Genomic DNA, 13,651 nt, shown 5'->3' on the forward strand with positions numbered 1-13,651 from the left:
GTAAGAAATATCATGTATCGATAATGCGTGCCGGCTGACGCCTGAGCGTATACCGATAACGACAAATTCAAATTCGTGGGAGAATTTTCAGGCAGGCATTATCGACGCATTAGGGGAAAATTTAATCCCGGATAAGCTCAAAGTTCTGTTCGCTTATCGGATTTTCTTCAGGTTTTATATACATGTTAAGCTGCTGACGTTTAAAAGATGTGCAATTAACTCAGTATTAACAAATAGCGTTTTATTTTACTCACTCAGGACGTAAAAAATGTCAGCAACACTCATGCGTGGCGTGCTTGATCAGATCCAGACTCAGGCGCAGCAGCTTTCAGGCGCACCGAAAGCCAGACTGGACGCGCCCGAGAAAGGCTTCTCTTTTTCAGATGCGCTATTTAACAGTATCAATGAAATAAACAAAACTCAGCTCGATGCGAAGAATACCACGCAGCAATGGATGTCTGGCGCCAGTGATATTGGCCTGAATGACGTTATGCTCTCTATGCAGAAGTCATCAATTTCATTTAGCTTCGGCATGCAGGCGAGAAATAAGATGATTAGCGCCTATCAGGAAATAATGAACACGCCGGTTTAAGGCTTGTTAATATTCTATGAGCCTAATTACTAGCAACTCTGCGCGCTTATTACGTCATCAGCTGATTTTATCGGATGGCGAATTAGCGCGCTTTGGCAAATTAATTTACCGCCGCGCCGGCATTGTGGTTAATGCCCATAAACGCGAGATGATTTTTAATCGTCTTTCGCGTCGTGTGCATGAACTGGCGCTGAATAACTTCAGCGAGTACGCGCAGATTCTTGAATCCCATCCGGAACATCCGGAGTGGCAAACATTCATTAATGCGCTGACCACTAACCTGACCTCCTTCTTCCGTGAGGCCCACCATTTTCCGGTGCTGGCGCAGCACGCGCATCAACGCCGGAACGGCTACCGCGTGTGGTGCACCGCCGCCTCTACCGGTGAAGAGCCCTGCTCAATCGCCATGACGCTAAATGAAACGCTCGGCGCCTCCCTTTCCGGACCGCGTATCTGGGCCTCGGATATTGATACCGACGTGTTAGCCCGGGCCGAAGCGGGCGTCTACCGTCTGAGCGATTTAGACACGCTGTCGCTGATGCAGAAGCGCCACTATTTTTTACGCGGCTCGGGTGAGAACAGTGAAATGGTGAAGGTGAAGCGTGAACTGCTGGCGAGCATCAACTATCTGCAGCTCAACCTGCTGGATGCCAACTGGGCGAGCGTGCCTGAGTCTGTCGACGCGATTTTTTGCCGTAACGTGATGATCTACTTTGATGCACCTACCCAGGAGCGTCTGCTGCAACGCTTTGCCCGCATGCTGAAACCCGGTGGGTTGCTGTTTGTCGGCCATTCCGAACATTTCAACTATCCGAATATCCCGCTGCGTCTGCGCGGACAGTCGGTATATGAAGTGCTGGAGAGCCGCGCGTGAAGCGGATTCGCGTCATGGCCGTGGATGATTCCGCACTGATGCGCAACATGCTCAGCGCCATCATCAATCAGCAGCCGGATATGGAAATGGTGGCCACCGCACCGGATCCGCTGGTGGCGCGCGAGCTGATCAAGAAACTCAATCCGGATGTGCTGACGCTGGATATCGATATGCCGCGCATGGATGGGCTGGAGTTTCTTTCCCGCCTGATGCGGCTGCGCCCAATGCCGGTCGTGATGATCTCATCCATGACCACGCAGGGTTCACACACCACTCTGCGTGCGCTGGAACAGGGCGCGGTGGATTTTATCGCCAAACCCGATGCGCACACCAACAGCGACTGGCAAGAGTGGGGCGAACGCGTGGTGGAGAAGATTCGCAGCTCGGCAAAAGCCCGGGTGGGCCAGGGTCACACCAGCCCGCAGCAGCGTCAGCCCATTTTTGACGCGCGCGTGGGTCACGAAAGTCTCATTGCCATCGGCTCCTCCACCGGCGGCACCGAAGCACTGCGCCGGGTGCTGGTGCAGATGCCGGTCAATTGCCCGGGGATTGTGATTGCCCAGCATATGCCCGCGGGCTTTACCCGCTCCTTTGCACAGCGCCTCGATTCGCTATGCGCGATCAACGTGCGTGAAGCGCAGGATGGTGAGCGCGTGCAGATGGGCACCGCGTTGATTGCGCCAGGCGATTTGCACATGGAGATCGTGCGTCAGGGCAAAGGTTATGCCGTTCGCCTGAGCAACGCGCTGGAAGTGAATCGCCATCGTCCTTCGGTGGATGTGCTGTTTCACTCGGTGGCGTTGCATGCCGGTCGACACGCCAGCGCCGCCATTCTCACCGGCATGGGCCACGACGGCGCGCGCGGCATGCTGGCGTTATACAACGCTTGCGCTTACACCCTGGCGCAAAGCGAAGCCACCTGCGTGGTATTTGGCATGCCGCGCGAAGCCATTGCGCGGGGCGGCGTGAAAGCGGTGGTCGATCTCGATGATATCAGCCAGCACCTGCTGGACAGTTTTAGCCATAACAAACAACGAAACAGAACGTCTGCCGGACGTTCAGGAGACAACTCACATGACGGATAAAAGCCTGCGTTTTCTGGTGGTCGATGACTTCGCCACCATGCGACGCATCGTACGTAACCTGCTGCAGGACCTGGGTTACAAGAACATTGAAGAAGCCGAAGACGGACAGGATGCGCTGAATAAGCTGCGTGCTAGCGAATTCGATTTCGTGGTCAGCGACTGGAACATGCCGAATATCGACGGTCTGGAACTGCTGAAAACCATTCGCCTCGATCCCGCTATGGCGAAAATGCCGGTGCTAATGGTTACCGCTGAAGCCAAACGCGAAAATATCATTGCCGCCGCCCAGGCCGGTGCCAATGGATACATCGTTAAGCCGTTTACCGCTGCCACGCTGGAAGAGAAGCTCGGCAAAATTTTTGAAAAACTTGGGTAATGAGCATGGCTTCGGATAACACGAAAGATCTCTTTTTACGCATCGGCCAGCTGACTCGCCTGCTGCGTAATAGCATGGCCAATCTCGGGCTAGAGCAGGCGATTATGGAAGTGGCCGATGCCTTTCCCAATACCCGCGATCGCCTTAACTATGTGGTGGGTAAAACCTCACAGGCCGCCGATCGTGCGTTAACCAGCGTTGAAGTGGCCCGTCCGCTGCAGGATACGCTGAGCGAAAATGCCACGCAGCTGAGCGCACGCTGGGATGCCTGGTTCGCCAATCCACAGCCGCTGGACGATGCGCGCGAGCTGGTTAAAGCGACGCGCGGCTATCTGCAACAGGTACCGGAATTAACCCAGCTGACCAATCGCCAGCTGACCGAAATCATGATGGCGCAGGATTTCCAGGATCTCACCGGCCAGGTGCTACAAAGCCTGATGCATGTGATTGAGACCGTGGAGAAAGAGCTGATTAATGTGCTGGTTGAAAACATGGGTGAACGTGAAGCCGTCGCGCCGCCTGAGATGGAAAATCTGAAAAACGGTCCGCAAATCGATGCCATGGCAGAAGGCATCGCCACGTCTCAGGATCAGGTAGATGACCTGCTGGAGTCGCTCGGCTTCTAACCCGGCCTGGCGAAACCTATGTCCGAAGAGAGTGAAAACGACAAAACGGAAGACCCCACACCCCACCGAAAACAGAAGGCCAGGGAAGAGGGACAGATTCCGCGCTCGCGTGAGTTAACCACGCTCGCGATGCTGCTGGTTGGCTGGGGATTGATGGTTTCCGGCGGCGATCATCTGGCGCGCAAACTGATGCATATGCTGCATAACGGTTTGGTGTTTGACCGGCTATTGGTGAGCGACCCTCAACATATGCTGCATCACGCCGGTGCGCTACTCGGCAGCGCCTTTCTGGCGATGCTGCCGTTTGTCGGCGGCCTGTTTATTACTGCCCTGGTGGCGCCTTCCATTATTGGCGGCCTCAATCTGAGCGGGAAAGCGATCAAGTTCAGCGCGAAGAAACTGAACCCGATCAGCGGTATCAAGCGCCTGTTCTCCTCGCAGATGCTGTCTGAAATGACTAAAGCGATTCTGAAAGTATCGCTGGCGGGGATCGGTGGCGGGCTGTTTCTCTGGCTCAACAAGATGAAGTTTATTGGGCTGGTGTTTGAACCGCTCGGCATGGCATTAGGTGACATTAGCCGCCTGCTGCTCGGCTGCATGCTGGTGATCATCCTGTCACTGATCCCGATGGTGGCCTTCGATGTGATTTACCAGCTGTGGAGCCACTTTAAAAAGCTGCGTATGAGTCGTCAGGAGATCAAAGACGAGTTCAAAAATCAGGAAGGTGATCCGCAGCTGAAAGGTCGCGTCAGGCAGCTTCAACGCCAGATGGCGCAATCACGCATGATGAGCGATGTGCCCGCAGCAGACGTGGTGGTGAACAACCCCACCCACTATTCGGTCGCGCTGAAATATCAAGAAGGCAGTATGGGGGCACCGATTGTGGTGGCCAGCGGTAGCGGTCTGATTGCGCTACGCATCCGTGAATTGGCGGACGAAAACCGCGTACCCATGCTGGAAGCGCCGCCGCTGGCGCGTGCCCTTTATCGCCATTGTGAACCGGGACAACCGGTTCCCACTGAATTGTATAACGCCGTAGCTGAAGTGCTGGCCTGGGTTTATAGCCTGCGTCGCTGGCGAAAAGGCTTAGGTCAACGCCCGCAGCTGCCGAAAGACCTCCCGGTTCCGGCCGCGCTGGATTTCGCACAAGAGAGTAAAGAGTGATGGCTAATCTCGCCACAAAATTACGTTTGCCCAACATGAAGGAAACCCAATGGCAGGTGCTGGCGGGGCCAGTGCTGATCATGACCATCCTCGCGATGATGATCCTGCCGCTGCCAACCTTCGTGCTGGACCTGCTGTTCACCTTCAACATCGTGCTGTCGATCATGATTCTGCTGGTGGCGATGTTCACCCAGAATACGCTGGAGTTCTCGGCCTTCCCGACGGTGCTGCTGTTCTCTACCCTGCTCCGCCTGGCGCTGAACGTGGCCTCAACGCGTGTGATCCTGATGCACGGCCATACGGGTGCCGGCGCGGCTGGCCAAGTGGTGGAGGCCTTTGGCCACTTCCTGGTGGGCGGCAACTTTGCCATCGGTATTATCGTCTTCGTGATTCTGATCATCATCAACTTTATGGTCATCACCAAAGGTGCCGGCCGTATCGCTGAAGTGGGTGCGCGCTTTACCCTTGATGGGATGCCGGGCAAACAGATGGCGATTGATGCGGATCTGAATGCCGGCCTGATTGGCGAAGATGAAGCCAAGCGTCGCCGTAAAGAGGTAACGCAGGAAGCCGACTTCTACGGGTCGATGGACGGTGCCAGTAAGTTTGTGCGCGGCGACGCCATCGCCGGTTTGATGATCATGGCCATCAACATTATCGGTGGACTGATTATTGGCGTGATGCAGCACGATATGTCTGCGGGCATGGCGGGCGAAACCTACACCCTGCTGACCATCGGTGATGGTCTGGTGGCACAGATTCCGGGTCTGGTGATCTCTACCGCTGCGGGTGTGGTGGTGACGCGCGTGGTTAACGACCAGGATGTTGGCGAGCAGATGGTGAGCCAGCTGTTTACCTCACCGCGCGTACTGCTGCTGGCCGCCGCGGTAATTGGCCTGCTCGGTCTGATTCCGGGCATGCCAAACTTTGTCTTCCTGCTGTTTACTGCCGTGCTGCTGCTCACCGCATGGTGGCTGCGTGGCCGTCAGGCTGAGCAGAAGAAATCTGGTGCATCAGGTTCTGTCTCACACGATCCGATGATGGCGGAAGCCGAAGCGGCGCAGGTGAATGAAGCCACCTGGTCGGACGTACAGATGGAAGATGAGCTAGGGCTGGAAGTAGGCTACCGCCTGATCCCCATGGTGGATCAGGAGCAGAACGGACAGCTGCTGACGCGCGTGCGCGGCATTCGTAAAAAGTTTGCTCAGCAAATGGGCTTCCTGCCGCCGGCGGTGCATATTCGTGACAACCTCGACCTGCCGCCGACGCGTTATCGCATCCTGCTGAAAGGCGTGGAGATTGGTCACGGGGAAGTTCAGCCCGATCGCTGGATGGCGATCGATCCCGGCTGCGCGGAGGGTGAAGTCCCCGGCACCGCCTGTACCGAGCCAACCTTTGGACTGCCTGCTCGCTGGATTGATGAAGTACATCGCGAACTGGCGCAGACGCTGGGATATACGGTGGTGGATCCGAGCTCCGTGGTGGCCACGCATCTTAATCACTTAATCTCTACCCATACGGAAGAGCTGTTTGGCCGTCAGGAAGCGCAGCAGCTGCTCGATCAGCTGACGAAACATGCGCCAAAACTGGTGGAAGATCTGATTCCAGCGGTCATTAGCCTGACCATGTTGCATAAGGTCTTGCAAAACCTGCTGTCTGAGCGCGTACCGATTCGTGATATGCGTACCATTATTGATACGCTGGCCGAGTTTGCCGGCCCGAACAGCGATACCGACGATCTGACCGCCCGCGTGCGCGCCCGACTGGCTCGCGCCATCACGCAGCAGTGGTTCCCAGGCGAAGAGGATATTCAGGTGATTGGGCTGGATATGTCTCTGGAGCAACTGCTGGTGCAGGCGACCCAGAGCGGCAGCGCCATCGAGCCGGGTATTGCGGAAAACCTGATGAAACAGACGGAGAAAGCGTTGATGCATCAGGAAGGACTTGGCGCACCGCCGGTGCTGCTGGTTAACCCATCGCTGCGTCTGATGCTGTCACGCTATCTGCGCCGCATGTTCCCACAGATGGCGGTGCTCTCCAGCCAGGAGATCAACACGCAGCGTAATGTGCGCATGACGTGGATGATTGGTAGTAAAGCATGAAGTGTTTGATGCTGGGAATGGGGATGCTGCTACTGGCGGCATCGCCGCTGGCCGGTGCGGCGAGCGGGTCGTGGAGCAGCGCAAGCTACGGCGGCACGCTGACGCACGGCAAGCAGTGGCTGAAAAGCCGTCCCGTTCAGAGCGCCGGGACGCTGCCCCAACATGCCAGCGCGCAGACGTTGCAATGGCAGATCAAAATGGATGGCCCGGCGCCGCAAGGGCTGCGCCTGCAATTTTGCAGCGCCAGCCGTTGCGTACCTTTGCCCGCACAACAGGGTGAGATTACCTTGCCCGCCGGTTTTCCAGCGGCTGGGCCCTTCCACTTCGAATACTTCTCGATACGTCGTGGGCCCTTACAGCCGCCGCTCACGGTGCTCAGTAACCAGGTCTCGATAGGTTACCAGGTTAAGCGTTAACGGCTGGCTGCGATTTTAGCCCACCAACATCAATTCACGATCTTCCACCATCGGCTTATTCAGCAGTGATAGCAGAATGTTTTTCACTGCCTGCGCCGATGGCGACAGCGGCAAACGCGCCGAGATATTCAGTGACAGCGGCAAATTCAGTGACGGGCTGTTAATCCGCGCCATCCAGGCATGTGTTGAACTGACCAGCGCCCGCGCGGCGGATTCAGGCAATACTGTAACGCCCATGCCGCTCGCTACGGCGGCGGTCAACGTCGAGATCGACTCAATCTCACCAATAATGCGAGCGCTGAGGCGGCGCAGCGAGAAGGCTTCGTCCACACGTTTACGCACCGCACTGTAATCACGCGGCAGGAACAGGCTCATCTGCGCGACGTCTGCCAGATCGACCGTGGTGCCCGGACACGCCGTGGCGCCCACCAGGTAAAGCTCCTCTTTCATCAGTGGAATGCTATTAATGCCCGCCGTCGGCGCGCGATCGTACAGCACGGCCATATCCAGCTGGCCGTTCATCACTTTTTCATTCAGCGAGGTGCCGCTGTTTTCATGCAGATACACCAGCACATCGGGGAATTGCTCGCGCACCGTGTGCAGCAGCGGCATGGTAAGTGACGATGCGGCGGTACCCGGCGCTAAGCCAATCGATACCTGACCATTTAATGCCTGCCCGGCATTGATCACCGCCGTCTGCGCTTGTTCGCACTGACGCAAAATAGTACGGGCGTGGGCATAGAGAATTTTACCGGCCTCGGTTGGCGTCACGCCGCGCTTGGTGCGGATCAGCAATTGCTGATCGAGTTCATTTTCCAGCGTAGCGACCTGCTGGCTAAGCGCAGGCTGCGCGATGTGCAGCACTTCTGCTGCCTGAGTCAGGCTGCCGATATCGACGATTTTTACAAAGTACTTGAGTCGTCTTAAATTCATGTTGCCTCCGTCAATCCCCGAATACCCAGGTTGGGCGTCTCAGCCTGCTGGCTTGTATAGATGAAGTTGCAATATGCAGGCCAGGTTTATTCAAGCGGTAAAAAAGCCTGGCCGGATTTTTCCTAAAGGCACGGAAAATAAGCGTTTGTGATTACCTCGAACGGGTTAATAAGCGCGGGCGATGACGCAAAAGGATTAAGAATGCATCAGGTTGCACTGCGATGGTGCGGAAAATGCGAGGCAGGCGTGCAAAAAAGTGATGACGCGATGAGCGGGTATGGTGCAGAAATAGCCGATAAAGGGCAGAAATAGCGTTAATAAAACCAAACGAGCGGGAAAGAAGGGGATTAACCAGCAGGAAAACTTATGTGGTGGGGAGGGTGCGCGCTGTCCCTCACCCTGGCCCTCTCCCGCTCGCGGGAGAGGGAACCGACCGAGAGAATTTTTGTGTTAAATGCACGGTGTCGATACGCAAAATACTTCGCGCTGTAGCAAGGCGGCAAGCCCGTTTAGCCCTGGGAGCATAGACAACTATGTGACCAGGGTAAACGGGCGCAGCCAACGCCGCTACAGCGCGAAGTATGAAGCGTATCAGCGTTTTTTGCGGTTGCGGTGCATATCTATTGAAACTGCGGCAACGATGATGATGCCTTTAATAATGTCCTGCACGTACGCATCGACACCGATAAAGGTAAAGCCGCTCTTAATCAGTCCGAGGATCACCGCGCCAATCAGCGTACCGGTGATGCGTCCAACGCCGCCCATCAGGCTGCTACCGCCGATAACCGCTGCGGCGATGGCGTCCAGTTCGTAGGCCATGCCCATACTTGACTGGCCGCTACTCACGCGCGCCGCCAGCACCACACCCGCCAGCCCTGAGAGCGCACCGGCGATGGTATAGACGATGATCAGGTACTTGTTAACGTTGATGCCGGACACTTTGGCGGAGGTCATGTTGCCGCCAATCGCGTAGACATATTTGCCGTAGCGGGTGTGCTTCAGCGCAATGTGGAACAGGAACGCCACCACCAGGAAAATAATCACCGGCATTGCGCCCTGGCCGATGGAGGTAAAGCCATCTGACAGGAAGCTGATCGGATTACCCTGCGTGTAGTACTGCGCCAGACCGCGCGCGGAAACCATCATGCCGAGGGTCGCGATAAACGGAGGAATCCCGGTTTTGGTAATCAGTACACCGTTCATCACGCCGCACAACAGCCCTACTCCGATGCCGGCGACAATCGGAATCACGGCGGGCAGGTTGACCAATGAGGGATACATTGGCGTGAGGCTATCGGAGGTCTGCGCCAGGCTCGCCGCGACGACGGCAGTTAAGGCGATAACCGACCCGGACGATAGATCGATACCGGTGGTGATAATAACTTGCGTCACGCCCACGGCGATAATCCCGATAATCGCCACCTGCAACACAATCAGCACCAGGCGGTTGGTGTTCATCAGGAAGGATTGGTCACGCACGTACCAGCCTGCGATTTCAAAGATCAGGGCAATGCCCACCATCACAACAAAAATACCCGTATCTTTAGGCAGCTTATGACGCAGGTTGCTGAAGAAAGAGGGTTGTTCTGCGGCCTGCGGGGCCGAAATTTTTACATTACTCATAGGTGTCTCACGCCTCACTCGGATGCCAACGACAAAATGGTTTCCTGATTGGCCTCTTCTTTATCGAGGATGCCGGTTATACGTCCGCCGTGCATTACCATCACGCGGTCGCTCATGCCGAGAATTTCTGGCAGTTCGGACGACACCATGATGATGGCGACGCCACGGTTTGCCAGTTCACTGATCAAACGATAAATTTCTGCTTTGGCCCCAACATCAATACCGCGCGTCGGTTCATCGAGGATCAGGATCTTCGGTTGCGCCAGCAGCCAGCGCGCAATCAGCACCTTCTGCTGGTTACCGCCGCTGAGGTTATTGATGATCTGATCCATGGTGGGGGTTTTGATGTTGAGTTTGCGAATCTGATCCATGCAGTCCTGCGCCATTTTGATATGGCTGACAAAACCGCTTTTGTGGGTGTAATCCGGCATGTTGACGATGCTCATGTTCTCCATCACCGACAGCACCAGGAACAACCCGGACTTTTTGCGATCTTCGGTGAGAAACGCCATGCCCTTCTCAATCGCCGTGGAGGGAGAATCAATCTTCACCGGGACGCCATCAATCAGGATTTCACCGCTGTCGAAGCTCTCCATGCCGAACAGGCTTTCCATCACTTCGCTGCGCCCTGCACCTACCAAGCCGGCAACGCCAAGAATTTCACCCTTGCGCACCGTAAAGTTGATATCGGTAAAACGGTCTTTGCAGGTTAAATTGCGCACCGTCAGCACATCTTCGCCGATTTCCCCATTAAATTTCGGGAACAGCTGTGTCAGTTCGCGGCCCACCATCTGGGTAATCAACGATTGGCGGGTATAGTGGCTGGTGTCATTACTGCCCACCCAGGAACCGTCGCGGAAGATACTGATCTCATCGGTAATGGCAAAGATTTCATCCATTTTGTGGCTGATATAGATGATGGCTTTGCCCTGCTCGCGCAGGTCACGGATGATGGTGAACAGATGCGCCACTTCGGTTTCTGTCAGTGCCGAGGTCGGTTCATCCATGATCACGATGTCCGAATTCCACGATACCGCTTTAGCAATTTCAACCATCTGCTGCGAGGCGATACTAAGCTCACCGACCATACGATCCGCTTTCAGACGGATATTCAACCGGTTCAGCAACTCCTGCGTTTGCTTATTGAGTTTGCCGTGGTCGACAAAGCCGTACTTCATCGGTTCGCGACCGAGCCAGATGTTTTCGGCCACGGTCATGTAAGGCACCAGATTGAGCTCCTGGTGAATCATGGAGATGCCAGAACGCAAGGCATCCATGGTGTCCTGAAACTGCACCGGCTCCCCTTTAATGCGAATGGTGCCCTTATCGGGACGATACATCCCGATAAGGCATTTCATTAAAGTGGATTTGCCCGCGCCATTTTCACCCATCAGGGCATGTACCGACCCCGGTTTAATACGCAGTGAGACATTGTCGAGTGCCTTCACTCCGGGGAAGAACTTGCTGATGCCTTCGGCTTCAAGCGCAAAAGCGGTCATACATCACCTCCGTACGGCTAAGTCGGGAACGGTTATTTTTGATTCTGGCTGGCGAACTTTTCGTAATTGTCTTTGGTGATCAGCTGGAACGGGATATCGACGACTTTTTGCACTTTCTCGCCATTAATCAGTTTGACCGCCGTTTGTACCGCGCCTTCACCCTGGCCTTTAGCATCCTGGAACACGGTGGCGACCATTTTGTCGTTCTTGATCATTTGCAGCGCATCGGGGGTGCCATCAACACCGGCAACCAGGATGTGGTTCGGGTTTTTACCCAGCGCCTGCAGAGCACCAATGGCCATTTCATCGTTGTTAGACGCAATGGCCTGGATGTCATCACCGGCGGTTAACCAGTTGCTCACCACGTCTACCGCATCGTTACGCATGAATTTTGCGGTCTGCTTCTGTACCACTTTGATGCCAGGATATTTCGCGACGACCGCTTCAACACCTTTGGTGCGCTCGCGCGTCGATTCGTTGGCGAGGTCACCCAGCAGAATCGCCACGTTGCCTTTGCCGTTCATTTTTTTCGCTAACGCTTCCATTTGCAGACGACCGGCCAGTTCAGAGTCGGAACCGACAAAGGCCATTTTGTCTTTCAGTTCACCCGCCGGTTTGCGGTTAACAAACACCAGCGGCACGCCCGCTTTCGCCGCCGCGTCCACCAGTGGTTTTACCGCGTTGGTGTCTACCGGGTTAACGATGATGGCGTCAACGCCCTGACCAATGAAGTTCTGAACCTGCTGCAGCTGCTGTGAAACGTCGCCTTTCGCGTCTTCGACCTGACCTTTGATGTTGTCTTTCTGCATCTCTTTCTGCATTGCGGTGCGCAGAATGGTGAGGAAGTTGTCATCAAACAGCGCCATAGAGACGCCCACCTGAAGGTCTTTTGCCATCACTGCGGCAGGCAACATGCAAGCTAACAGGGAAGTCACTAACGCTTTTTTGAATTTCATAGGTAACCCTTCTTTTTCGTTAACATGCTCAGGTTGGCTGAGACGACGAATGAAAAATATCTTTTACATTCACTCAACATCGCTGGCGTTTTTTTTGTGGTTGTAGAGGTAAGGCTTCTGGTCTAACGCTATTGGCTTACTGCATCTGTTTATTACAACCTGATAATTATCAATGTGTTATTTTCTCAATTCTGTTTTAGCTGCCTGCGCGCGTTTCGCAGGTGGTGATGAGCAGTTCATTTATTTCATCCACTCCACATTTGAAACTTTCATCATAAAAGCACTGAAACGATTGTTTTAAAATCGGCAAATAACAAAACTTTGACACGCCTCTAACATCTCAAAGGAATTGCGTTTAAAGTGAGATCCTGTTGGCAGTTTAGAATCTGATCGTTCAAGGCAAAAAAGCGTCATTCCGCTGCTTTTACGCGCACTTAAACCAGAAGTGTGCAGTCGGGCTTTGACAATGGGGATCGGCATCGCTAATATGCGCCTCGTTCACACGATTCCTCTGTAGTTCAGTCGGTAGAACGGCGGACTGTTAATCCGTATGTCACTGGTTCGAGTCCAGTCAGAGGAGCCATATTTAAAAAGCCCGCTCAGGGAAACCTGAGCGGGCTTTTGTGTTTTATGCACTTAGTAAGGTCGTAACTTTATGGCGACCACCTTCATGGTGCGCATAAATGCGCACCTTAAGGGATTTCAGAACATAACTTGCTGATGGTTACACCACAAATTCGTAATGCGAACCGTCTGGTAATTCGATATCCACCCGCAATTTTCCACCCGCCGCTTCGATATAGCGCTTCAGCGTAGAAAGCTTAAGGTCGCGGCCCGGCTTTTCCATGCCCGCAACGGTAGGTTGTTTGATGTTGAGCGCCTGCGCCATTTCCACTTGGGTTTTCTGCACTTTCTCACGCAGCTCCGCTAAATGAATGTTGAGCAAGGTCTCTTCCGCCAGAGCCTTGGCACAGGCAACCACTTCAGGCTTTTCATCAGCGAGGATCTGTTCTAGCGTTCTGCCCATCGCCTCTCTCCTTTTCATCTCTTGTTATCTAAATGCCTGGCAAATTCTCGCTCGGCCAGCGGGACCATCTCAGCATAAAAGCGCTTTTCATTGCCTACTTTGCATCCAGCACAAAGTACAATACCTATTCGCCATGGATCGAAGGCGAAAAATGCTCGAATGGGATCGCCTTTACTTTGTACTCGCAGTTCTTTCAGGTTGCTATAACGTGAACCTTTAATCGTATCGGCATAAGGCCTGCTTAGAGCCGGACCTTTTTCTCGCAAAACGATAAGCCCTGCCAGTACACAAGCCCGGTCAACATCATCAAGCGACATTAGCCAGCGATAAAATCTGTCGGTTGTCTCTATCTTCCACACAATGCCTCCTTGTCAATAT

The 13,651-nt window shown here is 54.4% G+C and carries 14 protein-coding genes and 1 tRNA gene; 9 read left to right on the forward strand and 6 right to left on the reverse strand.

Features of this window, described 5'->3' with window-relative positions; genetic code table 11:
* The first annotated feature begins 268 nt into the window (after positions 1-268).
* From fliE to AC07WB_RS12245, 8 genes are read left to right on the forward strand one after another with little or no spacing between them, the layout of a single operon-like run.
* On the forward strand, positions 269-592 hold the full coding sequence (gene fliE, locus AC07WB_RS12210; RefSeq protein WP_345829143.1) for a flagellar hook-basal body complex protein FliE: 324 nt from the start codon (positions 269-271) through the stop codon (positions 590-592).
* Positions 593-608: 16 nt separating this feature from the next.
* The gene (locus AC07WB_RS12215; protein ID WP_097096802.1) at positions 609-1,466 is read left to right on the forward strand and encodes a CheR family methyltransferase; all 858 of its coding nucleotides are present in this window, start codon (positions 609-611) and stop codon (positions 1,464-1,466) included.
* Positions 1,463-2,551 (forward strand): protein-glutamate methylesterase/protein-glutamine glutaminase, encoded by a 1,089-nt coding sequence (locus AC07WB_RS12220; RefSeq protein ID WP_097096801.1) that lies wholly within the window; start codon positions 1,463-1,465, stop codon positions 2,549-2,551. The genes AC07WB_RS12215 and AC07WB_RS12220 overlap by 4 nt, the downstream gene beginning before the upstream one ends.
* Complete coding sequence (gene cheY / locus AC07WB_RS12225; RefSeq protein ID WP_400456332.1) at positions 2,541-2,927, forward strand: chemotaxis response regulator CheY; 387 nt, start codon at positions 2,541-2,543, stop codon at positions 2,925-2,927. The genes AC07WB_RS12220 and cheY overlap by 11 nt, the downstream gene beginning before the upstream one ends.
* Positions 2,927-3,553: a protein phosphatase CheZ gene (gene cheZ / locus AC07WB_RS12230; protein ID WP_345829140.1), complete on the forward strand. Its 627-nt coding sequence runs from the start codon at positions 2,927-2,929 to the stop codon at positions 3,551-3,553. Before cheY ends, cheZ begins: the two co-directional genes overlap by 1 nt.
* Positions 3,554-3,571: 18 nt before the next feature.
* Positions 3,572-4,717 carry a flagellar biosynthesis protein FlhB gene (flhB, locus tag AC07WB_RS12235; protein WP_345829139.1) on the forward strand — a complete coding sequence of 382 codons (1,146 nt, stop codon included), beginning with the start codon at positions 3,572-3,574 and terminating at the stop codon, positions 4,715-4,717.
* A complete protein-coding gene (flhA, locus tag AC07WB_RS12240) occupies positions 4,717-6,819 on the forward strand; it encodes a flagellar biosynthesis protein FlhA (RefSeq protein WP_097096797.1) in 2,103 nt (700 codons plus the stop codon). Before flhB ends, flhA begins: the two co-directional genes overlap by 1 nt.
* Entirely contained in the window at positions 6,816-7,235 is a 420-nt protein-coding gene (locus AC07WB_RS12245; protein ID WP_494940577.1) for a flagellar protein FlhE, read from the forward strand. Before flhA ends, AC07WB_RS12245 begins: the two co-directional genes overlap by 4 nt.
* 15 nt (positions 7,236-7,250) lie before the next feature.
* Here AC07WB_RS12245 and nac read toward each other — a convergent pair whose 3' ends face one another.
* The 4 genes from nac to AC07WB_RS12265 form a co-directional block, all read right to left on the reverse strand.
* The gene (gene nac / locus AC07WB_RS12250) at positions 7,251-8,168 is read right to left on the reverse strand and encodes a nitrogen assimilation transcriptional regulator NAC (protein ID WP_097096796.1); all 918 of its coding nucleotides are present in this window, start codon (positions 8,166-8,168) and stop codon (positions 7,251-7,253) included.
* A gap of 591 nt (positions 8,169-8,759) precedes the next feature.
* The gene (locus tag AC07WB_RS12255; protein ID WP_097096795.1) at positions 8,760-9,791 is read right to left on the reverse strand and encodes an ABC transporter permease; all 1,032 of its coding nucleotides are present in this window, start codon (positions 9,789-9,791) and stop codon (positions 8,760-8,762) included.
* Between the two features lie 14 nt (positions 9,792-9,805).
* Positions 9,806-11,290 carry a sugar ABC transporter ATP-binding protein gene (locus AC07WB_RS12260; protein WP_494940578.1) on the reverse strand — a complete coding sequence of 495 codons (1,485 nt, stop codon included), beginning with the start codon at positions 11,288-11,290 and terminating at the stop codon, positions 9,806-9,808.
* A 32-nt stretch (positions 11,291-11,322) separates the two neighbouring features.
* Complete coding sequence (locus tag AC07WB_RS12265) at positions 11,323-12,246, reverse strand: sugar ABC transporter substrate-binding protein (RefSeq protein ID WP_345829134.1); 924 nt, start codon at positions 12,244-12,246, stop codon at positions 11,323-11,325.
* A gap of 507 nt (positions 12,247-12,753) precedes the next feature.
* Between AC07WB_RS12265 and AC07WB_RS12270 the strand changes: the two genes are divergently transcribed.
* A tRNA-Asn gene (locus tag AC07WB_RS12270) sits at positions 12,754-12,829 on the forward strand.
* 141 nt (positions 12,830-12,970) lie between these two features.
* Here AC07WB_RS12270 and proR read toward each other — a convergent pair.
* Positions 12,971-13,273, reverse strand: coding sequence for a transcriptional regulator ProR (gene proR, locus AC07WB_RS12275; RefSeq protein ID WP_097096792.1), 303 nt, complete (start codon positions 13,271-13,273; stop codon positions 12,971-12,973).
* 14 nt (positions 13,274-13,287) lie between these two features.
* Positions 13,288-13,632 (reverse strand): type II toxin-antitoxin system RelE/ParE family toxin, encoded by a 345-nt coding sequence (locus AC07WB_RS12280; RefSeq protein WP_097096791.1) that lies wholly within the window; start codon positions 13,630-13,632, stop codon positions 13,288-13,290.
* Positions 13,633-13,651 lie beyond the last annotated feature (19 nt).

It is taken from the genome of Pantoea sp. GW821-FHT03E06 (assembly GCF_059420725.1).